The sequence below is a fragment of the Allobosea sp. LC85 genome (assembly GCF_000735605.1).
In the GTDB taxonomy this organism is placed as follows: Bacteria; Pseudomonadota; Alphaproteobacteria; order Rhizobiales; family Beijerinckiaceae; genus Allobosea.
The window spans coordinates 189,934-215,327 of sequence record NZ_JPKG01000019.1; the positions used below are offsets into that span (position 1 = coordinate 189,934).

21 protein-coding genes are annotated in these 25,394 nt (G+C 64.4%); 15 read left to right on the top strand and 6 right to left on the bottom strand.

Annotation, left to right across the window (positions count from 1 at the left end; all coding sequences use genetic code 11):
- Positions 1-110: 110 nt before the first annotated feature.
- From FG93_RS09825 to FG93_RS09835, 3 genes are read right to left on the bottom strand one after another with little or no spacing between them, the layout of a single operon-like run.
- Positions 111-1,259, bottom strand: coding sequence for a glycosyltransferase family protein (locus FG93_RS09825; protein WP_043233972.1), 1,149 nt, complete (start codon positions 1,257-1,259; stop codon positions 111-113).
- A complete protein-coding gene (locus FG93_RS09830) occupies positions 1,256-2,512 on the bottom strand; it encodes a glycosyltransferase (protein WP_043233973.1) in 1,257 nt (418 codons plus the stop codon). Before FG93_RS09830 ends, FG93_RS09825 begins: the two co-directional genes overlap by 4 nt.
- A complete protein-coding gene (locus FG93_RS09835) occupies positions 2,509-3,171 on the bottom strand; it encodes a hypothetical protein (RefSeq protein ID WP_043233975.1) in 663 nt (220 codons plus the stop codon). Before FG93_RS09835 ends, FG93_RS09830 begins: the two co-directional genes overlap by 4 nt.
- 144 nt (positions 3,172-3,315) lie before the next feature.
- On the opposite strand from FG93_RS09835, the gene FG93_RS09840 reads away from it, so the two are divergent.
- A complete protein-coding gene (locus tag FG93_RS09840; protein WP_052513570.1) occupies positions 3,316-3,801 on the top strand; it encodes a hypothetical protein in 486 nt (161 codons plus the stop codon).
- A 3-nt stretch (positions 3,802-3,804) separates the two neighbouring features.
- On the opposite strand, the gene FG93_RS09845 is transcribed toward FG93_RS09840, so the two are convergent.
- Genes FG93_RS09845 through FG93_RS09855 form a run of 3 tightly spaced genes read right to left on the bottom strand, consistent with a single transcriptional unit; the run spans position 3,805 to position 8,859 of the window.
- Positions 3,805-5,658, bottom strand: a complete 1,854-nt coding sequence (locus FG93_RS09845; RefSeq protein WP_052513571.1) for an adenylate/guanylate cyclase domain-containing protein — start codon at positions 5,656-5,658, stop codon at positions 3,805-3,807.
- A 16-nt stretch (positions 5,659-5,674) separates the two neighbouring features.
- A complete protein-coding gene (locus FG93_RS09850; protein ID WP_043233977.1) occupies positions 5,675-6,124 on the bottom strand; it encodes a cyclic nucleotide-binding domain-containing protein in 450 nt (149 codons plus the stop codon).
- A complete protein-coding gene (locus tag FG93_RS09855) occupies positions 6,121-8,859 on the bottom strand; it encodes an ABC transporter ATP-binding protein (protein ID WP_052513572.1) in 2,739 nt (912 codons plus the stop codon). Before FG93_RS09855 ends, FG93_RS09850 begins: the two co-directional genes overlap by 4 nt.
- A gap of 159 nt (positions 8,860-9,018) precedes the next feature.
- On the opposite strand from FG93_RS09855, the gene FG93_RS09860 reads away from it, so the two are divergent.
- The 14 genes from FG93_RS09860 (at position 9,019) to FG93_RS09925 (ending at position 25,280) form a co-directional block, all read left to right on the top strand.
- Positions 9,019-10,014: a polysaccharide lyase gene (locus FG93_RS09860; RefSeq protein WP_081881433.1), complete on the top strand. Its 996-nt coding sequence runs from the start codon at positions 9,019-9,021 to the stop codon at positions 10,012-10,014.
- A gap of 100 nt (positions 10,015-10,114) precedes the next feature.
- Complete coding sequence (locus FG93_RS09865; protein ID WP_043233978.1) at positions 10,115-11,995, top strand: ABC transporter ATP-binding protein; 1,881 nt, start codon at positions 10,115-10,117, stop codon at positions 11,993-11,995.
- On the top strand, positions 11,995-13,953 hold the full coding sequence (locus tag FG93_RS09870) for an ABC transporter substrate-binding protein (RefSeq protein ID WP_043233979.1): 1,959 nt from the start codon (positions 11,995-11,997) through the stop codon (positions 13,951-13,953). Before FG93_RS09865 ends, FG93_RS09870 begins: the two co-directional genes overlap by 1 nt.
- A 6-nt stretch (positions 13,954-13,959) precedes the next feature.
- Positions 13,960-14,958 carry an ABC transporter permease gene (locus FG93_RS09875; RefSeq protein ID WP_043234110.1) on the top strand — a complete coding sequence of 333 codons (999 nt, stop codon included), beginning with the start codon at positions 13,960-13,962 and terminating at the stop codon, positions 14,956-14,958.
- Positions 14,955-16,130, top strand: coding sequence for an ABC transporter permease (locus FG93_RS09880; RefSeq protein WP_043233981.1), 1,176 nt, complete (start codon positions 14,955-14,957; stop codon positions 16,128-16,130). Before FG93_RS09875 ends, FG93_RS09880 begins: the two co-directional genes overlap by 4 nt.
- A 103-nt stretch (positions 16,131-16,233) precedes the next feature.
- Entirely contained in the window at positions 16,234-17,307 is a 1,074-nt protein-coding gene (locus FG93_RS09885; protein WP_052513574.1) for a glycosyltransferase family 4 protein, read from the top strand.
- Positions 17,304-18,077 carry a polysaccharide deacetylase family protein gene (locus FG93_RS09890; RefSeq protein WP_052513575.1) on the top strand — a complete coding sequence of 258 codons (774 nt, stop codon included), beginning with the start codon at positions 17,304-17,306 and terminating at the stop codon, positions 18,075-18,077. Before FG93_RS09885 ends, FG93_RS09890 begins: the two co-directional genes overlap by 4 nt.
- A 152-nt stretch (positions 18,078-18,229) precedes the next feature.
- A complete protein-coding gene (locus tag FG93_RS09895) occupies positions 18,230-19,513 on the top strand; it encodes a glycosyltransferase family protein (RefSeq protein ID WP_052513576.1) in 1,284 nt (427 codons plus the stop codon).
- Positions 19,514-19,663: 150 nt separating this feature from the next.
- Positions 19,664-20,899: an amidohydrolase family protein gene (locus tag FG93_RS09900; RefSeq protein WP_043233982.1), complete on the top strand. Its 1,236-nt coding sequence runs from the start codon at positions 19,664-19,666 to the stop codon at positions 20,897-20,899.
- A 184-nt stretch (positions 20,900-21,083) separates the two neighbouring features.
- On the top strand, positions 21,084-21,902 hold the full coding sequence (locus tag FG93_RS09905) for an ABC transporter permease (RefSeq protein ID WP_081881421.1): 819 nt from the start codon (positions 21,084-21,086) through the stop codon (positions 21,900-21,902).
- Positions 21,903-21,905: 3 nt separating this feature from the next.
- Positions 21,906-22,964 carry an ABC transporter ATP-binding protein gene (locus FG93_RS09910; protein ID WP_043233983.1) on the top strand — a complete coding sequence of 353 codons (1,059 nt, stop codon included), beginning with the start codon at positions 21,906-21,908 and terminating at the stop codon, positions 22,962-22,964.
- A 95-nt stretch (positions 22,965-23,059) separates the two neighbouring features.
- Positions 23,060-24,106: a PotD/PotF family extracellular solute-binding protein gene (locus FG93_RS09915; protein ID WP_043233984.1), complete on the top strand. Its 1,047-nt coding sequence runs from the start codon at positions 23,060-23,062 to the stop codon at positions 24,104-24,106.
- A gap of 7 nt (positions 24,107-24,113) precedes the next feature.
- The gene (locus FG93_RS09920) at positions 24,114-24,986 is read left to right on the top strand and encodes an ABC transporter permease (protein WP_043233986.1); all 873 of its coding nucleotides are present in this window, start codon (positions 24,114-24,116) and stop codon (positions 24,984-24,986) included.
- Positions 24,987-25,091: 105 nt separating this feature from the next.
- Positions 25,092-25,280 carry a twin transmembrane helix small protein gene (locus tag FG93_RS09925; RefSeq protein ID WP_043233987.1) on the top strand — a complete coding sequence of 63 codons (189 nt, stop codon included), beginning with the start codon at positions 25,092-25,094 and terminating at the stop codon, positions 25,278-25,280.
- The last annotated feature ends 114 nt before the right edge of the window (positions 25,281-25,394 follow it).

A 25,394-nucleotide genomic window follows, 5' to 3' on the forward strand; every position in this document is an offset into this window, starting at 1 on the left:
CAAACCGCCGCAACGGCAATACGCAGGAGGCATGTCGCAAGAGACATGCCGGGCGTTCAAGACATGCCGAGAGTTCAAGACATGCCGAGGCTTCAAGATATGCCGAGAGTTCAGCCGCGCTCGGCCAGCAGCTTCGCAATGACGGCGACGGAGGCTTCGGCACCTGCCCTGTCGATCGTGAGCGGAGGGATCGGACCTGCTTCCAGCATCTCCGTCACCGCTTCGGCCAACCCCTCAGGCGTCAGCGAATCAGGTCCGGACAGGCGCAGACAACGTGCGAGGCCTGCACGCTCCATCGCCTCGGCGCGGATCGCCTGTTCGGTCTCGTTGCCGGCATCGAATGGCACCACGATCGCCGGCCGTCCGGCGCGCACCAGATCGAGCACCGTGTTGTAGCCGGCCTGGCTGATCGAAAGCGCACAGCCCGCGAGCAGTGCGGGGAAATCCGGTCTCGCACGCTCGACCCGGACATGCGCCGGAGCCCTGCGCTGCAGGTCGGCAAACTCTGCTGCGCCGATCCCCAGCCCGCCAAGGATGCGCCAGCGCCTGCGGTTGCCCATCAGGATCGCGGTCGCGATGGCAAGCTCGAACAACGGCAAGCCAACGGCCGAACCTCCTGCGGACACCACGATCTCGCCAGGTTCCAATGGAGCGGCGCGCTCCTCGGCCCCGGTCAGGTAACCGGTGTAGCGCAGCTTTTGCGCCAGCTCTGGCGCAACGGGCCAGGACCTCTCCAGCGGCAGGAAGGCTGCATCGCCATGGACGAGGACCGCGTCGAAATGTCCGGCGATGCGCTCTTCAGTCTCGCGGATGCGATCGGCTCGCGGCGTCACCAGGACATCGCGCACCGACGACAATACCAGAGTCTTCGGACTGGCCGCCATCGCCGCGCCGATCATGTCAAGAAATTCATCGGCCAATTGTCGGCGCCCGAACGGAAAATGCTCGGTTATGACCACATCGGGCCGGTGCTGCGCCGTGAGATCGGAGAGCATCTCCCGGCGCAAGGCACGATACTCCTGCGAAACCGGGCTTCCCTCCGGATCGAGCAGGTTGCGAAAGTCGACGCCCTCGACCTTGACCGGGGGCAACTGGGCGAAGGTGAACGGACCTTCCGGGACGGATCGCGGCGCAGTTCCCCCGCTGACGAGCATGGTATCGAAACCCGCTGCCCCCAGGGCACGCGCAAGATGAGTAGCCCTGACAAGATGGCCGCTGCCGAGCAGGTGGGTGACTGCAATCAGGGCGCGGCGCGTCATGATCGCCGCCGGTTCGCCGCTTCCAGCAGCATCGCCTGGACCCGATCGAGTCCCGCCGCAGCCGAAAACTCCCGCGCCAGCCTCTGGAAGGCGCCCTGCCCAAGGGCGACGCGCCGCGTCGGAGATGACGCCAGATCGGCCAACTGCCGTGCCAGTGCCTCCCGATCGCCCGGCGCCACGAGCACACCTTCGACGCCTTCGCGCACGAACTCGGGAATGCCTGCGAAATCGGTCGCGACGATCGGCAGGGCCTGGCTGGCGGCTTCCATCACGACATTGGGCAGACCATCGCGATCGCCATCGCCCGCCTGCTTCGAGGGCAATACGAAGAGATCCGCCTCGCGCAAGGCCGCGATCACATCCCGCTGCGCCTTCGGCCCCGCCCAGGTGACCCGCTCCGCCAGCCCGAGCTCTGCGGACAGCGCCTTCAGCACAGCGAGCTTTTCGCCGCCGCCGATATGGCTCAGCCGCCAGTGCAACCCTGCCGGCAGCGCCGCCAGAGCTGCCAGCAGATCGTCGAAACCCTTCTTCTCCACTGCCCGGCCTATGGTGATGAAGCGCACCGGATCGGCGGGGTCGCGGCCATCGCGCATGGTCCGCGCAACCGGAGGCGCGGGAAACCGCGCCAGATCGAGCCCGTGATAGAGCAGCGCGACCTTGTCGGCTCGATCCGCAAGCCGCGTCAGCTCCGCATGTCCATCACGCGTACAGGTGACGCCCCAGGCCGCATCGCCGATCTTTTCGCGCTTCTCCCAGTCCGATGTCGTCCAGATGTCCTTGGCATGGGCCGAAAACGACCAGCTCAAGCCGCGCAGCAGCGCCGTGTAGCGGATCACCGAGGCCGGCGTGTGCAGATAATGGACATGCAGATGGTCGATGCTGCCTGGAAGCTCCCGCGCCATTACGCAGGCCTGACCGAAGCGGCGCACTCTGTTCCGCGTCGGATCCCGCACAAGGTCGCGCAGGAACACAGGCAGGAGCCGAAGGAATCCCGGCCGGAGCAGAGCCCGCCCGATGCCATGCAGCACGCGCCCCGGCTCGTCATGCAGATATTCCGGCAGATAGGTCACGGGCGCCGTGATCTGCTTGTGCATGAGATGGCGCGCGCCATCCGTCGGCTGACGCAGCGACCAGATCGAAAAAGGCAGTCCCCGCTGCTGCAGGCCCAGCAGTTCCTGCGCGATAAAAGTCTCCGACAGGCGCGGATATCCCTTCATCGCAATCGCGATCCGCGGCTGCTTCGGCTCGCTCATCGCCGGCCGATCAGCATGAAGCGCGTATAGTTCTTGCTCGGCAGCGCTCCGGAAAAATGGATCTCGGACAGTCCAACCTGCTCCTTGAACGCCTCAAGAGTGGCGACGCAGCTCTTGTGGTCCAGCTCGCGATAGTAATCGTTCGACTGCAACAGCACCGGCAGATCAGGCGGCAACGACGCGACCCAGCCGGGGACATCGGCAAGATGCTCGCAGCTCGTGTTGATCACCAGGCCGGGTCGCACCGGCTCCCTCGTGAATTCAAGCTGCATCATGTCGGCGGTGACAGCGCTGAAGCGTCCGTCCGCGACATGGCGGCGGTTCAGGCGTTCGGCGATCTCCGCGCAAGCGGGATCGCGGTCGAGGCTGACCACCTTGTCCACGCCGAGCCGCGGGTCGTCCAGCAGCAGGGCGCCGAGCACGCCATACCAGGCCCCGAGCACCCAGACCGGCCCCTTGGGCCGCGGCAAAGCCTCGGCCAGCGCATCGACCAGCCAGCGTTTGGACGCGATCTGCTTGTGGTTGAAGGCGATCCAGAGCTCCGGCGGCATCCCCTGGCCGATCAGTCGCGCCAAATCGGCCACGACCCTGTTTCCGGTCAGGGCTGCGACACCGCGCAGAATGTCGTAGAAGGCGTCCGAAGGCGTGTCGCTGGTCATGCCGTATCGCGAAGGGGTGGGATGAATTCGGCCGGACCATATGCAAGCCCGGATATAAAGGCCAGTCACGAGAATGACGGCGCAATGGCCCCTTCGGGGACCTTGCTGCCCCATCTCGCGGGCCCCGGCGCCTGCTTGAGACAAGTGCTCGCTGCACATGCGGTGCGGCACTGCCCGCACATCGTGGAGATCGGCGGCGCCGGTCTGCCGATCACGGGCTTCCTCACCCATTCCCCGCAAGCGGTGACGGTGATCGACCCGAAAATCCCGGCTTTCGAAGCAGCCAGGCTGAACGGAAAGCCCTGCACGGTCCTGCATCGGGCTGCCAAGCTTCAGGCCATCGCGGTGGCCCCGCCGAAGCCCTATGCGCTGGTACTGCTCGGCCTGTCGCTCAAGCCCTTCGGGGGAGCGGCGGCAACCGCCCCCGAACTGCTCGCCCTCGCAGAAGCAGCCGAGACCCTTGTGATCGACTACGCGCTCGATCTGCAACGCGCCTGCGGCCAGATCGGCGCGATCACGGCGACGCGGCCGGCTCCGCCGCTCATCGATCTGGCCATGACCATCGACGATCCGGCATTGCGCAGCGCCGGATACGATCGCCGCCGCTTTCTGGTCTACGGCCCGCGCTGACGTTCAGACGTCCTGATTTTCAGGCTTCGGATCGGCACGCCGCTTGGTGCGCCGCCCTGCCGCCTTCTCGGGAACAGGTGCCTCGGCGGGAGCCCTCTGCCCCCCTTCGCCAGCATCGTGCGTCGCGCCTTGCGCGGCCACCGTGCCGTTATCCGCAGCGTCAGCCTCATCCGCAGCATCGATGCGCGGCGTCCTGGCGAAACCATAGGCCGCCATGGGCGCGTCGCGTCCCTTGATCATGACCTTCAGCGGAATGGCTTCGGCAAAGCTCCGGCCGGTCACCGCAACGGTCGTCTCCGAGACGACGATGTCGGCGAGAACACGCCGTGTCGCAGCCTCGAACTGGCTCGCGATCGCCACCGTCTCGCCGACCGTGATCTCATGCCGGCCGAGGCTGTCATTCTCGACCGCGCCGATGACCGCCTGGCCGGTGTGGATGCCGATCCCGATCCGCAGCGGCAGCGGCAGGGCCGCGCTGAACTCACGATTCAAGGCTTCGACCGCCCGCACGATATCGCCAGCAGCAGCGATCGAAGCCAGCCCCGCCTTGGCCGGGGTGGCTTCCAGGCCGAACACCGCCATGAAGCCATCGCCATAGAGAGCATCGATGCGCCCACCATGAGCGATGATCGCCTGGGCCATCTCGTCGAAGAAGCGGTTGAGCAATCCGATCAGCTCATGCGGCAGCTGCCGCTCCGACAGCGCCGAGAAGGCGCGTAAATCGGCCACCATCACGGTCAGGCCGCGGCGGGCAATGGAACTGTCCAGTTCGACGGCCCGTACCGCCGAGCCCAGTTTGGATGCGAGCAGCAACTGCACCTGAAGGTCGTCGCGCGGTCGGATCTGGCAGGCGAGGCGTACACGCGGCGGCGCCGAAATCCGCCGGAGCAGCTTCGCCTCGTTCGGTCCCGGCGCCGGAAGGTCATCCGCACCGTCGAGGACCAGCACGCGGCAGGTGGCACAGCGCGCCCGGCCGCCGCAAAGCGCCGCATGCGGAATATTGAAGCGCCGGAACAGCTCCAGCACGGTCGGCCCGGGCACGACCTTTCGCACGCCATGGCCGACGAAGCGCACCGTGATGGCGCGCGTCGTCCGCACCCGGAACTCACGGAAGGCAACGAAGATCGCGAAGACGCCGACGAGCCCGAAGAAGCCTGTCTTCACCCACATCTCGTGCCAGTTGGACATGGCCGAGCGGGCTTCGCTGCGGACCTCTGGCGGCAAGGCCATTTGCGCGGCCTCGCGCGCGGCGACCGAGAAGCCGATCAGGGCGAGAAGCGGAATCAGGATCGCAACCAGAAGGAATGGATCGCGCCACCGCACATAGCTGTCCCGGCTGCGCAGGATGAAATGCAGGCCGATCATGCCATGCGTCCAGACCAGGAGCAGGAGCAGCGACTGCGCCAAGGCGTGCCCCGGCCAGAGCCGTCGCAGCACGGCGTGGTAGCTCTCGTCGATGTGGAAATAGTGCCCGATGATCCGGGTGCTGACGATGTGATCGACGAGCAGCAGGGGGATGGCGAGCCCCAGCACGATCTGCAGGATTTCGCGCACCGGCATGCGGAAGGTCCGACGCTGCGCAACCCGCACCAGGGCAAAGAGCGGGTGAATGATCAGTGCGCCGTAGAGCACGACGGTTCCCGGCCAGGAATGCCAGATCGCATAGCGCCATTCCTGCACATGCTCCATCGCCGCAACGCCGGCGATACCCACGGCGTGGTTGAGGAAATGGGTCGTCGCGAAGGCGAGCAGGATGAACCCTGACACCAGGCGGATATCCCGGCTCCAGGATGAAACCTGGCTCATGCCGGCATCGTATCCAGGCGAACGCTTCGTGCCGATGTGCGGCAGACTCATGAGCTTTCCCGTGTCCTCAATGGACCTTCTCGCTATGCAGGACGTAATTGGCCAGTCGGTACAGGCGCGAGGCCAGATCACGCGACAGCGCGACGCTGAAATCGGGAACGGTGCCGAGCAACTCGAAGAACAGATCCTTCGGCAGGCGCAGAGCGCAGACCTCGGTCTTTGCGACAGCTTCGCCGAGATAGGCCTGCTCGCTCAGCATCGGCACGTCGCCGAAGATGCTTCCTGTCTCGAACTGGAAGCGCTTGGCGGGGCGTTCCCCCTCCGTGTGCAGCAGCTCCACCTCTCCCTCCAGGATGAAATAGACGCCTTCCGGCCTCTCTCCTTCCCGGATGATGACGGTCCCCGGCTCAAAGTGCAGGCGCTCACCCATCAAGGCTACAAGCTTGAGCCGCGGCGCCGGCAGGCTGCGAAAGAGCGGGATGCTCCGCAGGCAGGTGATATCGCTCTCGAGCGTCATTGTCGCACCTCTACCCCCTCGGCGACCCGCAACGGAGGTGAAACGGTCTGATGTTCCGTTTCATCCTCGCCCTCGCTGTCGCCGTCTTCAATCACGCCGATGGATCCGTTGAACACGAGCCTCGGCGAAATGTCCCTGGCCAGACTACCATCACCAAGAAGTAGAAACAGTGTCATGCCGGCACAATGCTTGCGCAAGCGGCTGATGATTTCGGCACCCTTGTTCGTCGTGGCAAGCAGTGCGCCTGGATCGAGGACCGCGATTTGCGGCGCCTTGATCAAGGCTTGGGCAAGTGGGATCGCGAGCCGGATCCGGGCCGGCAAATAGCGGCCGCGCAGCCCGCAATCGGTGTTGAGTCCGACACGATAGAGCGACCCGTCCAGACCTGCGCGAGAAAGCGCCGTTCGCATGATATCGGCAACCTTGCGGCCGGCATCGCTGATACCGAAGCCGATGCGCCCGAACAGAAGATTGTCGCGGATGCTGGCGCCATCCATGACACGCTCCGGATCATAGAAATCGACCGAACTGGCAGCATCGGCCGGCAGATGGGCCTTGAAGCTTGCCCGCGCGCGCAGAATCCGCCGCCGCAGGGCATCATCGAGCAAGTTGAGGCGATGCTTCGGCTCGATATAGCCGAGCGCGAGCGCCATCAGGTTCCGCTCCGTTTCCGGATCGAGAGGGCTGCGCATATCGTGCTTGGCTAGAACGGATGCCAGGCCCTTGAGCGTCTCGAAATCGAAGTTCGTGCCAAAGGAATAGCGTTCGAACAAGGCATGACCGGCCGGCAGACCCTCGAAGATCTCGACCACGGTCGAGACGATGCGCGCACCTACTTCGACGAGCGGCTCGGTCAGCGCCTCGGCCTGCATCAGGGCGCGCGCATAGGGCTCGGCCAGCAGGGTATCATTGGCGAAGCGCGGCCCCTTGCGCGCTCCGAAGATCAGGTTCTCCGCAATGGTCGCATTGGCATTGTAGCGTTGGGGGTCGAATGTCTCGACCAGCCCGGCGAGCTTGCTCTTGGACAGCTCCGCTGCCACGACCTTGCGGGCTTCGGTGATCCTGTCGATGATCGACTGGTCGAGCGGCAGGACGACTTTGCCGTCCAATCCGAGCTCGTAGACGTCCTCGTCACAGCCAAGGACCTCCAGAATCCGCTGGATATGCGCTTCGAGTTCAGCGGCGTCGGCGAGCCCCACCCCTTCATAGTCGGTCCAGTCGGCCGTAAACGAGAAGGGCGTATTGCCGGAGCGAACCGCTTCGATCAGTCGCCTGTGCTCTTGGGGCGTGATCGGCTCCTTTGGCTTCAGGCTCGGCCGCCGGCGCCTGAGAGGCAGCAGGATATTGTCGCGCAGCGTGCCGTTGATGATCTCGACCTCCTGCCCGGCATAGCCGATCAGGTGGCTCGCTTTCTCGACTGAAAGCCGCGCAAGGCTGGTCTTGTCGATCAGAACCCGCCCCGAATAGGACATGACCTGCCGGCCGAGGATGCGGCCGAGAACGTCGCGCGCGCCCCCGGCTGGCCCGACGAGCGCAACGACGCCGGGGCGAGGCACCTGAAACGACAAGGGCGACAGCAGCGGCTGGCCGCGATTATCGAGCATCTGGACACTGTCGAGCCTGATCTCGCCCTTGTCGGGCAGATTCGAACAATCCTCCTTCTCGTCGAGCACCATTATCTCGTCAGGATTGAATTGGCCGATGACCTGTTCGTACTTGATGGTGACGTCGTTGCGCTGCTGATCCCAGTCGATCAGTTCCTTGATCGGCGGCGGCAGGTCGCGATAGGCCGCGATGACGGCGACGAGCTGGCCGATATCGAGCCGGCCCTGCAGGGCAAAATACCCTCCGACTGCGTAGAAGAAGAATGGCGTGATCTGCGCCAGCAGGTTGTTGAGGAACTTGACCGCGAATTTGCGTTTGTAGAGCGCGTAGCGGATGTCGAAGAGATTGCCGAGACGCCCGGCAATGTCCGACTGCACATAGTTGGTGACACCGTGCCCCTGGATGGTCGGGCCGGCATCGACGATCTCGCCGATCCGCCCCGCGAGCAGGCGCGAGGCGATCTGCCGTTCGCGGCCAAGCCGCAACTGCTCCCGGCGCAGAATCGGAATGATGATCGCCTGGGCGATCACGATGATCAGTGCGATCGAGCCCAGCCAGACGCTTTGCGCCATGATGAAAACCAGCGCCGTCAACGCCTGGCTGAGCAGGAAGACCGGCTGGATGAAGGCATCGCCGACGAAGCCGCCGATCGGCTCGACCTCGTCCTTGATCATGCTCGCCACTTCGGCCGGCTTGACGGACCTGATGTCCTCCGGCTGGAAGCGCATGAGCTGGCTGAACAGGTCATAGCGCATGCGCCTCAGCATCCGCTCACCGAGGATGCCCTTGCGCACGTTGATGACGTACTTGAAGACGCCGTTGATCAGCACCAGCACAAGGAAATAGAGGCTCAGACCGAAGAGCAGCCCGAGTTGGCCGACCTGGAAGCCGTCGAAGAGGTGGAGGCTGCCGCCGCCGAGCATGTCCGGCCAATGCAGCGTGATGTCCATCAAGGTCGCGCTGGTCTTGCCGTCCTTGAAGGCTCCGCCCTGGATCGCATCGTTGACGATGCGCTTCGGCACATCGAACGAGACCCAGTAGAATGGAATCGAGGCAAGGATGATCAGCAGGACGACGATCTGTTCGCCACGGCTCTTCTGCCAGATGTAACGAAAGAGGTTCGTCTCCAAGGGACGTCCTGTCTGGCGTACCGGATGGTGCGCCGCTCATTGTGTTTCGCGCCATATGTGTGTCAGTCACGGCACTTGCGCAATGTCGCAATGCGGCATGCCCGCGGCTTGCTTGGCCTCCGGCCGCATGTTTCGATCACAATGCGCGGAGGGACGGAGATGCGACTGAGACGTGTCGGACGGCGATTGGGACGGCGATTGGGACGGATCGTGGGGCTTGCCCTGCTTGCGCTGGCAACTCCGTCATATGCCGCAGCACAGGACGAATCTTCGCTGCTCCTCAAAGATGGCTTCGATGCCGGGCGCTTCGCGCCCGAAGGCGGGCTCTACTACAAGGACAATGCCGAGCAGCGCGCCGGACTGGTTACATTTCAGGAGAAGAGCGTCCTCGACGGCAGAGGCGCGCTCACCCTGTCGGTCAAGCCGCTCTGCGCGAAGGGTGCACGCAACTGCAGCGAAAGGGCCGAGGTCTGGGAGAAGCCCGAGGTCCTCGCAAGCTATGATCAAACGGTCTGGTACGGCTTCGCCATGCGTCTCGATGATCCCGTGCCGCAAGACGACGCCCGCTATGTCATGGCGCAATGGAAGCGCCAGATCACGCCCGGAGCCGAGGGGGACTATTCGCCCTTTCTGGCGCTCAGGCTGTTTCGCGGACGGCTTGGCGTCACGGTCGAGACCGACATGATCGAGGTCTTCCCGATCGGCGGCGCGGAACGTCCGGATGGCTGCCTCCCCGGAGAGGCCCTGGCCTTGAACCGTCGTGTCGCCCGGCAGACGCGCGCACTCGTTGCGCTCCAAACCGGCAGCACGCGGGCCGACTATCCCGCCTATTTCAATGCCTGCGCACCAGCGATCCAGGTGACCCATCACGCCGGGTTGCCGCCGGTTCGAGCGGGTTGGATCGACTTCGTCTTTCGCTCGAGCCCCGGCCCGCAGGGCAACGGCCATATCGAGATCGTGGCGAATGGACTGCATGTCGCCACGATCAAGGGCCCGGTCGGCCATCGCGGTTCCGGCCTCGGAAAGAAGCAATATTTCAAGTTCGGACCTTACCGTGCCGCCAACAAGGGCTCGTGGAGCATAAGCTATGACGATTTCCGACGCGGACCGCGTTGCGCGGATGTCATCCGGAACGGGCAGTGTCCGCCAGAATGAGCGCGCGCAAGACAGAGATTGGCAAGACGCTACTTTCCACGTCTAGTGCCGGGAACCCGGTGACCCGGGAGCGAATACGGGGTTCAGGCGTTAGCGGCTCATGGATATCTTGCGGATCAGCGATTTGCGGATCGGCTTCACGGTGCACGGGTTCGCCCGGGATGTCGTGAAGGGGGTCAGTCTGCGTGTCCCCGCGGGCAAGACGGTGGCTCTCGTCGGCGAATCCGGGTCCGGCAAATCGGTCATCTCGCAGGCGATCATGGGGCTCCTGCCCCGGGCCGGCGCCGTTACCGGCGGTGAGATCTTGTTTCGCGATCCGCTCGATCAGGGCATCGTGGTCGATATTGCCGGACTGACAGCTGAAGGCGAGGAGATTCGCGCGCTGCGCGGCGGCCGCATCGGCATGATCTTCCAGGAGCCGATGTCCTCGCTTTCACCGGTGCACACCATCGGCAACCAGATCGAGGAAGCCCTGCAGTTGCATCGCCCGACGGATGATGCTTCGGCACGTCGGCAGATCGAGACGATGCTCCGGCGGGTCGGCTTCAAGGACCCGGTGCGCGCCTACGGCTACTACCCGTTCGAGCTTTCGGGCGGCCTGCGTCAGCGCGCCATGCTCGCCATGGCGCTGATCTGCCAGCCCGCGCTGCTGATCGCAGATGAGCCGACCACCGCCCTCGACGTCACCATCCAGGCCCAAGTGCTCGACCTGATGCGAGATCTCCAGGCCGAGATGGGCATGGCGATCCTGCTCATCACCCATGATCTCGGCGTCGTTGCCAACATGGCCGACGAGGTCGTGGTGATCTACCACGGCGAGATCATGGAAAGCGGGCCTGTCGAGGATATCTTCCGGCGCCCGCGACACCCTTATCTGAAGGCGCTGCTGAAAGCCTCGCCGCATTTCGACATGCAGGAAGGCGAGCGGCTGGTCGCATTGCGCGAGGCGCGCGCCCAGTCTCCGGCCACGCCGCGCGCCGCCCCGGTGATCTCCCGACCTGCCAATGCGCCGCCTTTGCTGAGCGTGCGCCACCTGCGCAAGACCTACACCACCGGTTCGCGCGGTTTCTTCAGCAAGGGCACCCAGACAACGGTCCTGGCCGTCGACGATGTCGGTTTCGACATCGCGCGCGGCGAATGCCTCGGCCTTGTCGGCGAGAGTGGCTGCGGCAAGACCACCGTCAGCAAGATCATCATGCGCGCGATCACGCCCGATGCCGGCGTGGTCACCTTCAATGACGGTTTCGGCCCGACGGACGTCCTCTCCCTGCAGGGCGAGGAATTGCGGCGGTTCCGCCAGCGGGTCCAGATGATTTTCCAGGACCCCGTCTCGTCTCTGTCGCCCCGCATGACAGTCATGAACATCCTGCGCGAGCCGCTGGTGATTCATGAGCGCGGGGACGGCGCCGAGCAGACCGCCCGCGTGCGCAGCCTGATGGAGAGCGTCGGGCTCGATCCGCGCTTCCTCAGCCGCTACCCGCATTCCTTCTCCGGCGGCCAGCGCCAGCGCATCGGCATCGCGCGTGCGCTCGCGCTCGATCCGGACCTGATCGTTTGCGACGAGCCGGTATCGGCGCTCGACGTCTCGGTACAGGCGCAGATCCTCAACCTGCTCAAGGACCTGCAGGCCGAACGCGGCCTCACCTTCCTGTTCATTTCGCACAATCTTGCCGTGGTGAATTACATGGCAGACCGGATCGCGGTCATGGCCAATGGCCACATCGTCGAACTCGCACCGCGGCACGCGCTCTTTGCCTCGCCCGCTCACCCCTATACGAAGGCCCTGCTGCGCTCGGTCCCCTTCGCCGATCTCGACCGCAAGCTCGATTTCAAGCTCGTCGCGCCCGGCGGCGCCTCCGATTACAGCCATTGGGCGCCAGCCTTCAGACCGGAGCCTGGGGTGAGCCTCGAGCCCCTGTCCCTAGGCGAAGGCCACTACGTCCTGGCGCGTCCGGAAGCAAACCACAGGGAGTTGGTCTGATGACATCCCGCCGGCAGCATCCCACACGCCGCACCGCTCTCCTGCTCGGGGCCGGCGCCCTCGCCGCGCAGGGCCTGCCCCGTGGCGCACTCGCTCGCGAACCGAACCCGATGGATTTCATCGACAGCCCCTTCTGGGCCGAGAAGGTGGCGGCGGGCACCCTGCCCGTGATCGCGCTTCGCCTGCCGGAAGAGCCTCGCGTGATCGAGGTGTCCGGCCCGGACCGCATCCCCGGGCGGCATGGCGGCACGATGCGCATGCTGATGGGCGACCAGCGCGACATTCGGATGATGACGCTCTACGGCTATACCCGGCTCCTCGTTTATGACGACAACCTTGAACTCGCCCCGGATATCCTGGAGGCTGTCGACGTCAAGGACGGCCGCATCTTCACGCTCAAGCTGCGGCAGGGGCATCGCTGGTCCGACGGCAGCCCCTTCACCACCGAGGATTTCCGCTATTGGTGGGAAGATTTCGCCAACAACCGGCGGCTCTCCCCGGGCGGGCCGCCCCAGGCCCTGCTCGCGGGCGGCGAGAAGCCGGACTTCGAAGTGCTGAGCGAGACCGAGGTCCGCTACAGCTGGAGCAAGCCGAACCCGATCTTCCTGCCCTCGCTTGCCGGCGCCCAGCCGACCTATATCTACATGCCGTCGGGCTATCTGAAGCAGTTCCACGAGCGCTATGCCGACAAGGTCACGCTCTACGCCCGCGTCAAGGCCACGCGCGTCAAGGACTGGGGCTCCCTGCACGAGCGGTTCTCGCGGATGTACAGGCCCGAGAACCCCGATCTGCCGACGCTCGATCCCTGGCGCAATCTGACACCGCTTCCGGCCGAGCAGTTCACCTTCCAGCGCAACCCCTATTTCCACCGCGTCGACCAGGCCGGGCGGCAGCTGCCCTATGTCGACGAAGTGACGATGACGATCGGCACGAATTCGCTGATCCCGGCGAAGACCGCAGCCGGCGAAAGTGACCTGCAGGCGCGTTATCTCCGCTTCGACAACTACACATTCCTGAAGGACGCCTCGAAGCGGATGAATTTCGAGGTCAGGCTCTGGAAACGGGCCGAAGGGTCCTGGTTCGCGCTGATGCCGAACCTGAATGCCATCGATCCCGTCTGGCGTGATCTCAATCGCGATGTCCGTTACCGACGGGCCCTCTCCGTCGCGATCAATCGCAAGGACATCAACCAGGTCATCTTCTTTGGCCTTGCCAAGGAAAGCGGCAACACCGCGCTGCCCGAAAGCCCGCTTTATGACGCCAGCAACGCCAGTATGTGGATGCAGGCTGACCGGGCGCTTGCCAACCGCCTGCTCGACGAAATCGGGCTGAGCCGGCGCGACGCCGACGGTGTGCGGCTCCTGCCCGATGGCAGGCGCCTTGAATTTACCGTGGAAACCGCCGGAGAGAGCACCGAAGAGACGGACATCCTCGACCTGATCAAACAGGATCTGCATGAGGTCGGGATCAAGATCTATCCCCGCTCGGCCCAGCGCGACGTCTTCCGTCGCCGCATCCTGGCCGGCCAGACCGTGATGTCGGCCTGGGCGGGTATGGACAACGCGCTGGTTGCGGCCGAGATGGAACCCGATGCGCTCGCCCCGACATCGTCCATGCAGTTCAACTGGCCGCGCTGGGGCCAGTTCCTGGAAAGCGGGGGCCGCGAAGGCGAAGAACCTGAGCTCCCCGAGGCGCAGGAGCTGGTCAGACTCTACCAGGCCTGGCGCAGCAGCGTGACCCATGAGGAGCGCAGAGCGATCTGGCGCACGATGCTGAGGATCAATGCCGAGCAGCTTTTCACCATCGGCGTGGTCAACGGCACGCTTCAGCCGGTCGTGGTCTCGCGCAATCTGCGCAATGTGCCCGAAAAGGGCCTGTACAGCTTCGAGCCGGGTGCTTTTTTCGGTCGCTACATGCCCGACACCTTCTGGTTCGACGATGCTCAGGTGAAGAGCTGACCGATGCTGCTGAAATACATCCTCAAGCGCATCCTGCTGATGGTGCCGACGCTGCTGGTGACCAGCGCGTTGATCTTCTCCGTCATCAACCTGCCCGAGGGCGACTATTTCGAGACGCTTGCTGCCGAAATGCAGGCCCAGGGCGAGAAGGCCGACCTCAGCCGCATCGAGTTCCTGAAAACGGAGTATGGCTTCGACAAGCCGCCGATCGAGCGCTATTTCCACTGGGTCACCGGGCTCATGCGCGGCGACATGGGCTATTCCTTCGAATATCAGCGCCCGGTGCGGGAGATCGTCGGGGACCGATTGCTGCTGACGATGATCGTCTCCTTCGTCACCATCATCTTCACCTGGGTCGTCGCCTTCCCGATCGGCATCTATTCCGCCACGCATCAGTACAGCTGGGGCGATTACGGCCTTACATTCCTCGGGCTGATCGGGCTTGCCGTGCCGCATTTCCTGCTGGCGCTGGTCTTCATGTATTTCGCCAATGTCTGGTTCGGCACCTCGATCGGGGGGCTCGTCGATCCACAATATCTCAACCAGCCGATGAGCTGGGCGAAGCTCCGCTCGGTGCTGGAGCATCTCTGGATACCCGTCATCATCATCGGCGCCGGCGGCACGGCCGGCATGATCCGCGCCGTGCGCGCCAACCTGCTCGACGAACTCCAGAAGCAGTACTACGTCACGGCCCGCGCCAAGGGGCTGCCGCCCGGCAAGGCGCTGCGCAAATACCCGCTGCGCATGTCGCTGAACTTCTTCATCTCCGATATCGGCGACATTCTGCCGTCGATCGTCTCCGGCGCTGAGATCGTCGCCATCGTGCTCTCGTTGCAGACGACCGGTCCGCTGCTGATCCGCGCCCTGCAGGCGCAGGACATGTACCTCGCCGGCTCCTTCCTGATGTTCCTCTCGTTCCTGACCGTGATCGGCGTGCTGATCTCAGACATCGCGCTCGCGATCCTTGATCCGCGCATCCGCCTCCAGGGAGCGGCAACCAAGTGAAGCCCGCTCTCCCGCCAGACGGCGCGCCACTGCCGCACACCGCCTCGACCGCGCCGTTCGAACCCTACGCCGTCGAACGCATGACGCCTGAGCAGGAGCGCGTCTATCTCGCGTCACAATGGCAGTTGATGTGGTGGAAGTTCCGCAAGCATCGGCTGGCGGTGATCTCCGGCGTCTTCATCCTGCTCATGTATCTGGCGGTGATAGTCGCCGAGTTCCTGGCGCCCTATCATTACACAACCCGCAATACCGACTTCATCCGCGCCCCGCGGCAGGAAGTGCATCTCTTCCACGAAGGGCGCTTCATCGGCCCCTTCGTCTATCCCTATACGCAACGCCTGAACATGGAGAACCTGAAGCGCGAATACGATATCGACCGCAGCAGGCCCCAGCCGATCCGCTTCTTCTGTCGCGGCGATGACTACGACTTCTGGCGCCTGATGCCGGGCAACCTCCATCTCGTCTGCCCCCCCAAGGATGGCACGCTGTTTCTCCTCGGCACCGATCGGCTCGGGCGCGACATGCTCTCGCGCATCATCTATGGCGGCCGGATCTCGCTCAGCATCGGCCTGCTCGGGGTTGGTGTCAGCTTCATCCTGGGCGTCATCATCGGCGGAATCGCCGGCTATTACGGCGGCAAGATCGATCTCTTCATCCAGCGCGTGATCGAAATCGTGCAATCCCTGCCGCATATCCCGCTCTGGCTCGCGCTGGCCTCGATCATGCCGCCGTCCTGGAGCCCACTGCTGGTCTATTTCGGCATCACGCTGATCCTCGGCCTGATGGACTGGACCGGTCTTGCCCGCGCGGTCCGCTCGAAACTGCTCTCGCTGCGCGAGGAAGACTACGTCGTTGCGGCCCAATTGATGGGCGCCAAGCCTGCCCGCATCATCGGCCTGCATCTCGTGCCGGGTTTCATGAGCCATCTCATCGCCTCGGCCACCATCACCGTGCCGAAAACGATCCTGGGCGAGACGGCACTCAGCTTCCTCGGGCTTGGGCTCAGGCCGCCGATCACCAGTTGGGGCGTGATGCTGAACGAGGCGCAGAACGTCAACGTGGTGGCGCTCTATCCCTGGTTGCTCTATCCGGTCGTTCCGGTGATCCTGATCATCCTGGCCTTCAACTTCCTTGGCGACGGCTTGCGCGATGCGGCCGATCCCTACCGCTGAGCGCGCCGCCACCTCCTGCTCGCGGACCTGACATCCTGTGCGGATTGCATTTCACACGCCGCTCAATGCGTATGAGGACGGCAGGATTTCCGGTGACCGTCGCATGGCGCATCAACTCGTCCAGGCGATGACGCTGCTCGGTCACGGCGTCGCCCCCATCGCGGATGCGCGCTCCTATATGCGCAGCTCGGAGCAGCAGCTTCTGGATCAACGCCTCGCCGAGGCGGCCGGCCGACGCGATGCCTTGCTGGCGGCCTGGGAGACCAATGGCAACCAGCCGGAGCTCTGGTTCACCTATCACAGCTATTACAAGGCCCCCGACCTGCTCGGGCCGGAGATCACGAAACTGCTCGATATTCCCTATGTCGTCGCCGAGGCGAGCGATTCCGGCCGGCGCTCCGAAGGGGAATGGGCTAGGCATGTCGCACTCGCCCGGCGCGGCTTCTGCGCCGCCGATCTGCATTTCTGCTTCACCGAGCGCGATCGTGGTGGCGTCGAGGCCCGCTGCACGGACCGCACGCACTTCCTCGAGCTGCCACCCTTCATCGCCTTGGAGCCCACCGCTCCCCAGCGCCGCCCCAATGCCGCAACAGCGCGGCTGATCACCGTGGCCATGATGCGTCCCGGGGTTAAGCTCGAAAGCTATCAAGCGCTTGCCGCCAGCCTCACCCACTTGATCGATCGTGCCTGGACGCTCACGATCATTGGCGACGGGCCGGTGCGCGATCAGGTTGAAGCGGCCTTCGCGATCCTGCCGCGCGAGCGCATCGAATGGCGCGGCGCGCTGGATCGTCCTGCGGTCGGCGCGGCGCTGGCGGAGCACGACATATTCGTGTGGCCCGGCATCGGCGAAGCCTATGGTCTGGTCTATCTCGAGGCACAGGCTGCGGGCCTGCCGGTCGTCGCCTTCGACAGCGGCGGCGTCGCGGCCACTGTCCGGCACGAAGAGACCGCGCTCCTGGTGCAGGATGGCGACATCGCGGCTTTGGCAGCGGCGCTGGCGCGGCTCGTCGAGAATACGGACCTGCGCGAAGACATGGGTAGCGCCGCGCGAAACTTCGTCGTTCGGGAACGGACGCTCGACCGGACGAGCGAGATCATCTCGCACGGTCTCGCATTGGCGCAGGCGGCCCGCGCTGCGCGTCAAGCCGCGAGCGCGGGATCGACAGGGCCATGAGCTACCCGATCTGGGCTCCGCTTCTCGTCGAGCTCGACCGCTGGAGCAGCGCGGGGCGGCGCCTGCGGCTCTGGCTTCGCGATGACGACGCAGTCGCGCCAAGCCCACAGCTCGACAGGCTGGTGGCGCTTGCCGAAGATTTCGATGCGCCGGTGCTTCTCGCGGTCATCCCGTTCCTGGCGCAACCTGCTCTCAGCGAGCGCTTGCGGAGCGCCCCGCTCCTCCTGCCCTGCCAGCATGGCGCCTGGCACCGCAATCACGCTCCACAGGGCGAGAAGAAATCCGAGTTCGGTTGCTACCGGCCAGCGGAGGTCATCGTCGCGGAGATCGCGGCTGCGCGACGCCGGCTTGCTGATCTCTTCGGCCCGGCACTGCTGCCGGTCTTCGTCCCCCCGTGGAATCGGATCGACAGGAATATCGCAGCAAACTTGCCGGAGCTCGGCTTCAGCGGTCTGTCCTGCTTCCGAAATTTCAGATTCGCTGCGCCGAGCGGGTTTTCCGTCGTCAATACCCAGATCGACATCATCGACTGGCATAACGGGCGCATCGGTCGCCCGGCCCCGGCCATTGCCGAGGAGATCGTCACGGAGCTCGCACGAAGACGTGAGGCGGGACTATGGGAAAGCCCGCTTGGCCTGTTGCTGCATCACCGCGACCATGATGACGGCGCCTGGGCTGTTCTCGACGCCTTGCTCGGCTCAATGGCCCGTCATCCCGCAGTGGAGTTGGTCTGTCTTCGGCAGTTGTTTTCAGGCTTGAACATTGCCTAGAGTGAAATCGCGACGCCGGGTGAGCGTCCGCCACCTGGCGAAGCCGGACTTGGATGGACGCGCTTGTGGCGCTATATCCGAATCCGAGCAGTTCTAGGTGCGTTCGCCCTCGCTGGAGGTCGTTTGGCCGTTTCGCGGAGGGCGGACCGTCTATGCCGTATAACGTCATCGACATCGGCGGCGCCGACCGCGCGCCGCGCAGCCCTCAGGCCCCGAGGGTGCTGATCTACAGCCACGACACCTTCGGTCTCGGCCATATTCGCCGCTGCCGCGCGATCGCCAATTCGCTGGTCGCCAGCTATTCTCATATATCAGTGATCATCGTCTCGGGATCGTCGATGATCTCGAGCTTTCAGTTCGGCGACGGCGTCGACTATGTCCGCGTTCCCGGCGTCGAAAAACAGGATGACGGCGGCTATGCCCCGCATCATCTCAACCTCGATCTCGGCGACACGTTGCGCCTGCGCGCCGACCTGATCAGGCAGACAGTGCTGTCCTTCGATCCGGACGTTGTGATCGTCGACAAGGAGCCTGTGGGCCTGCGCGGCGAGCTGCTGTCATCGCTCGAGATTCTGCGCCGGCGCGGTGCCCGCATCGTGCTCGGCCTGCGCGACGTGCTCGACGAGCCGGGCAAGGTCCTCGAGGAGTGGCGGCACAGCGGCGCGCTTGATGCCCTGGGCTCGATCTATGACGACATCTTCGTCTATGGGCTGGAAAGCGTCTATCAGCCGCTCCAGGGCCTGCCGGACCAGCATCTCTTCGCCGACAAGATCCGCTATACCGGCTATCTCAAGCGCGCAGTGCCAAGTCCGATGCCGCCAACCCGCCACCCGAAGATCACCAAGGGACCTTTCATCCTGGTCACCCCAGGCGGCGGCGGTGACGGCATGGGCCTGACCGATTGGGTAATTTCGGCCTACGAGTCCGACCCGACAATCGAGCTGCCGGCCCTGATCGTGTTCGGCCCGTTCATGTCCCGCGAGAAGCGCAAGGATTTCGCCGAGCGGATCGCCCGCATCCCGAAGCTCGAAAGCCTCGGCTTCGAGCCGCGCCTCGAACTCCTGATGAACCGCGCTCATTGCGTCGTCGCCATGGGCGGCTACAACACCTTTTGCGAGATCCTTTCCTTCGACAAGCCGGCGCTGATCGTTCCGCGCGTACGGCCGCGGCGGGAGCAGAGCATCCGCGCCGAACGCGCCGACAACCTCAAGCTCGCCACCATGCTGCACGACCCGCTTCAGGATGGTCAGGGCACGCGCGATCCGGCGATCATGGCTGCCGCACTCCATGCCCTGCCCAAGCGCATGCCGCCCTCTCAGGCCTTCGTGCCGAGCCTGCTCGACGGCCTGCCCGCCATCAACCGCGCGCTTGCAGACGATCTCTCCATGCCGATCCGCGGCCGGGCGCTGGCCCAGAACAGCGCGGCAGTGAGCTGAGCCTCTCGCCCGGCCGCCTTTCCGCGGCCGTGGACGGCGCCCAAATTCAGTTGAGAAAGTGGGCTGACAAGGCTGCGGAAACTTCGCAATATATCAGCCACGGAGAAAGACGGCGCCGCCCCGGCACCTCTTCATGGGAGATCCTTCTCGATGGCGCAGCTGCTGTTCAAGAATTTCGCCATGCTCGAACCCGACCATGGCGAATTGCGCCGCGGCTATGAACTGCTGGTCGAAGGCGACACGATCCGCGAGGTCTCCGACAAGCCGATCAAGACGGCCAAGGCCGATGTGATCGATTGCGGCGGGCGTACCCTGATGCCTGGCCTGATCGACAGCCATGTCCATGTCTTCCTCTCGGAGGTCTATATCCGCGCCATGGAGAGCATGCCGTTGACGCTGATGACGGCACGCTCCGTCAGGCTGATGAAGGGCATGATCGATCGTGGCTTCACCTCGGTGCGCGATACGGGGGGGGCCGATTGGGGCATCAAGGAAGCCGTCGAAAAGGGCGACATCTCGGCGCCGCGCCTGTTCATCGCCGGCCAGGCGATCGGCCCGACCGGTGGCCATAGCGACCCGCGCCGGCGCACGGATTTCGGCGCCCGCTGCCATTGCTGCAACGCCATGGCCTATACGATGAACGTCTCCGATGGCGTTTCTGCGGTGAAGAAGTCAGTGCGCGAGCAGATGCGGCTCGGTGCCGACCACATCAAGATCATGATGTCGGGCGGCGTCGCCTCGCCCTATGATCCGCTGGATTCGATGCAGTTCAGTGTCGACGAAGTGAAGGCGGCCGTCGAAGAGGCCAAGGCTTTTGGCCGCTATGTCTGCGCCCATGCCTATACACCCGAGGCCATCACCCGCGCCGCGCAATGTGGCGTTCGTGCCATCGAGCACGGCAATCTGATCGACGAGGCCTCCGCCAAGCTGATGGCCGAGAGCAATATGGTGCTCACCGCCAATCTTGTCGCCTATTACGCGATGAAGGAGCGTGCGGCCGAGTTCGGCATGACCGGGGATATGCTGGCCAAGAATGATCTGGTCATCGACGGCGGCCTGCGTTCGCTCGAAATCTGCAAGCGCGCCGGCGTACCAGTCGCCTATGGCAGCGATCTGCTTGGCCAGCTCCAGGTCGATCAGTCCCGTGAATTCCTGCTGCGCAGCGAGGTGCTCTCCCCGATCGAGATCGTTCGCTCCGCGACGACCGTTGGCGCGCATCTGCTGCGGATGGAGGGCAAGCTTGGCACGCTGCGTGCAGGCGCCTTTGCCGACATCATCCTGGTCGATGGTGACCCGTTGAAGGATCTTGGCCTCTTCCAGAACCAGGGCGCGGCCCTGTCGGCGATCATGAAGGGCGGGGTCTTCCACAAGAACCGCCTGCAATGAGGACCAGGCAGCGGCAAGAGGCCGACAAAAACCGGCTTGATTGTTTGTAAGTTGAACCGCAGCGTGCTGCCAGAACGGATCGAGAGGCGGAGGGCATGGCAGTGACGAGCCAGCAGCAATCGCAAGGCGACCAGCACGCAGCAAGCCCTGCGCGACTGGCCTATGGCCGGGCCGGAGGCGCCGCTTGAGCGCCGCCCAGCGCCCAAGCTTCGGCCGAATTGCGCTGAATGGCGCGGCCGGCCTGTCGTTAGGCTTCATCCTGCTGCCGCTGGTCTTCGTGATCTGGCTCGCCTTCTTCCGGCAGGAAATTCCGTCCTTCCCACCCGAAGGCTACTCCCTGAAATGGTTTGCGGCCGTTCCCGGCCAGAAGGCCTTCGTCGACGGCTTCGTTCTCAGCCTCCAGGTCGGCGTGCTGGCGACCCTGATCGGACTGGCGCTCGGGGTCCCGGCCAGTCTCGCGCTGGTTCGCCACCGCATCCCTCTCGGCCCGCTGGTGAATACCCTGCTGCTGCTGCCGCTGGTGATGCCTGGAATCGTGCTCGGCACAGCGCTCTACGTCTTCCAGATCGAAACCGAGATCGCGACGGGCTGGCCGGTCCTGGGCTCGGCTGGCGGCCTCATCGCTGCCCATACGCTTGTGGTCGTGCCCTGGGTCGTGAGGCTGGTCACGGCAAGCCTTGCCGGCTTCGACCGCACCATCGAGGAAGCTGCGCAGAACCTGGGCGCCGGTCCCTGGAAGACCTTTTGGCGTGTCACCTTGCCGAGCATCCGGCCCGGCATCGTCGCCGCCGGCCTGTTCGGCTTCGTCACCTCCTTCGGCAATCTCGAAATGAGCCTGTTCCTCGTCGGACCGGGCCGCACGACCCTGCCGATCGCGATCCTGCAATATCTCGAATGGAAGATCGATCCGACGGTTGCTGCCGCTTCCGTCATCCAGATCGTTCTGATCGGCACCGCGATGATCATCACTGACCGTTACGTCAAGCTGAGCCGAGTGGTCTGACCCATGGCACGGCTCTCGCTCACCCATCTCCAAAAGGTCTATGGCGACTTCAACGCCGTCGACGACGTCACCATCGACATCGCCGATGGCGAGTTCCTGGTCCTGCTCGGTCCGTCCGGCTGCGGCAAGACCACGACCTTGCGCATGGTCGCCGGCTTCGTGCCGCCGAGCGCCGGCAAGATCACCATCGGCGAGCGCGACGTCACCGTGCTGCCACCCTGGAAGCGCAATTGCGGCCTGGTCTTCCAGAGCTACGCGCTGTTCCCGCATCTGACCGTCGCCGAAAACGTCGCTTTCAGCCTCGAGATGCGCAAGGTTCCCCCCGGCGACCGCGCGCCACGCGTCGCGGAGGCGCTCCGACTCGTCCAGCTTTCGGGCTTCAACGAGCGCTATCCGCGCCAGCTCTCGGGTGGCCAGCAGCAGCGCGTGGCGCTCGCCCGTGCGCTCGCCATGCAACCGGACGTGCTGCTGCTCGACGAGCCCCTCTCCAATCTCGACGCAAAGCTCCGGCAGGAGGTCCGGGTCGAGATCCGCGACCTGCAGCGCAAGCTCGGCCTCACCACGATCATGGTCACTCACGACCAGGAAGAAGCGCTCACCATGGCTGACCGGCTGGTGGTGATGGAGAAGGGCAAGGTCCGGCAGATCGGCAATCAGCGCGAACTCTACGAAAAGCCGGCGGACCGCTTCGTTGCGGGTTTCATTGGCCGCAGTGCCTTCCTCGACGGAGAAACCATCGCGCCTGGCCGCTTCCGCAGCCGCGGCGGGCTCGACATCAGTGTCGGCGCGGCGAGCGGCACGGGAGCGGCAACGCTCGCGCTTCGGCCAGAGCGCATCTCCGTGGCAGCCGAGGCCGGACCTTGTGTCAATCGCTTCGAGGCCCGCGTCGAGCATGTCTCCTATCTCGGCGCGCTGCTCGATATCGATGTCCGTCTCTCTGAGCACGACCGGATGCTGCTGCAGCTCCCGAACCGCCAGGGCAGCATCGAGCCGAAGCCGGGCGATACCATCACGATAGGCTGGGCCGAAGACGCCGGGCTCGTCTATCCGCGCGAGCCGTAAGGCCATGATCGGGAAAAGCACATCGCGGCTTTCCGTCGAAACATGGCTCGATCACGGACTCTAGCTCGACAGGCGTCCAACAGGGGAGAACTCACATGAAACAGATCAACAGGCGCCATGTCCTGCAAGGTCTCGCGGCGGGAGCAAGCGCCGCGGCGCTGGGCGGCCCGGCCGTGGCCCAGTCAGGCGGCAAGGTCGTGGTCGGCACCTGGGGCGGCGACTATGCCCGTCTCCTCACCAAGAACATCGAGGACCCGATCCTCAAGCCCAAGGGCATCGAGGTCCTGCAGGACCAGGCCGGCGACGCTCCGCGCCGCGCCAAGATGGTCGCTGAGCGTCGCCTGCCGCGCGGCACGGTCGATATCCATGGGCTTTCGGCCGCCAATATGTACGAGATGAACGAGGCCGGCGTCGTGGAGCAGATCGATTTCTCCAAGATCCCGAACGCCAAGAACCTGCTGCCGACAATGAAGTATCCCTACGGCATCGGGCACATCTATTCCGGCAACGTCGTCATCTACAATCCCAAGCTGATCAGCCCCGCGCCGACCGGCTTCAAGGATTGGCTCGACCCGAAATGGGGCAACAAGATCGGCTTCATCGACATTCAGTATCAGTCGATCATCGTCGCCGCCTCGATGGCCGCAACGAACGGCGCGAGCATGAACGACCTCGACAAGGCCAAGGAGGTGCTGCTCGCCGTCAAGAAGGCGGGCGCGCGCGTGTACCCGACCAACGAGGCCTTCGCCCAGGCGATGAAGAACGAGGAGGTCGGCATCAGCGCGATCTGGAAGGCGCGCGTTGTCCAGTGGCAGGATGCCGGCATCCCCTGCGAGGCGGTTTCCCCGGTTGAAGGCATCCCGGCCTATGTCTCCGGTTTCGTCATTCCGAAGAATTCGCCGAACAAGGAGAATGCCTACGCCTACATGAACGCCATGCTCGAGAAGGCGCCGCAGGAGGCTTTCGCGGTCGACATGGGTTATAACGGCACTGTCACCGGCCTCAACGTCGCGCCCGCTCTGCAGAAGCGCATCGGCTTCACGCCCGAGGAGGAAAAGCGCCTCAAGGATCTCGACTACGGCTTCCTCGCCAAGAACGATTCGGCGATGAAGGAGTGGTGGGACAAGGTCTTCAAGGCGTGATGCGGCCATGAGCACGACGGCCCCAGAAGCTGTTGCGGGCGGCCGCACCGGACTCGCCGGGGCGCTCGTCGTGCCGGCGACCATTTTCGTCGCGATCGGGTTGATCGGCCCGGTCGCGATCCTGTTCCGCTATTCGCTGAACCAGTTCATTCCGGGCCAGTTCATGGTCGACGGACTGACCATAGAAAACTACGTCAAGTTCTTCACCGACACCTATTATCTCAACGTGCTGATGCGCACCGTGCGCGTTGCGGTGATCTGCACCATCGCCTGCCTGATCATGGGCTTTCCGCTGGCCTATGTGCTGGCGCGTACCGAAAACCGCTTCAAGAACCTGCTGATCATGGCGGTGGGGCTCCCCCCCTTCGTCGGCAATGCCGTTCGTGCTGCCGGCTGGATGACCGCCTTCGGCAACAAGGGTGCCCTCAATGCCTCACTGATGGGGCTCGGCCTGATCGATCAGCCGATCGAGATCATGTTCACCGAAACGGCCGTGATCATCGGCATTGTCGCCGTCAACCTGCCCTTCATGGTGCTGACCCTGCAGAGCGTGATCGAGGGTATCAACCGCAATGTCGAGGAAGCGGCCTTCAGCCTGGGCGCCGGCCCGGTCGCGATGTTCCGCCGCGTCCTCTGGCCATTGGCACTCCCGGGGATTCTCGCCGGCACGATCCTGACCTTCATCCTGGCGATGAACGCCTATGCGACCCCCGTTCTGCTCGGAGGACCAAAGTTCCAGACGATGGGGCCTCTGGTCTATGGCCAGTTCGCGCAACAGAACAATTGGCCCTTCGGCGGCGCGATTTCCTTCATTCTGATGACGGCGACGCTCGTGCTGACCGTCGCAGCCCACCTCATCGTGCAGCGGCGTTATCGCTGACACCGCCGCCGGCCGCAGCGGCATGTTGCCGCCGGTTTCGGCGGCGCTTTTACTGACCAAGTTCTCGTACTAGCCAAGTTCTCGGCGGCGCTCTAAATCTCGCCCATGACCATTTCCGGATCGCTCGTCCCCATCGCAGTCGGCGCCGTCGCCCTGGTGCTGCTGCTGGGCCTCGCCAACATGCTGCGCGGCGGTAGCGCGAACACGTCGCAGAACCTGATGCGACTGCGCGTGGTGCTGCAATTCGTCGCGATCCTGGTGATCATCGGCGTGCTCTGGTGGCGCGGAGGCTGAGCTCGCCTCATTTTTCAGCAAGCATGGCAGCGCTGACTGACCCTGCGTAAGCTGTTGATAAATCAGATATTCTGGATAACTCGCCAAGCGTCTCAACCGCGCTTGCCGCATTCT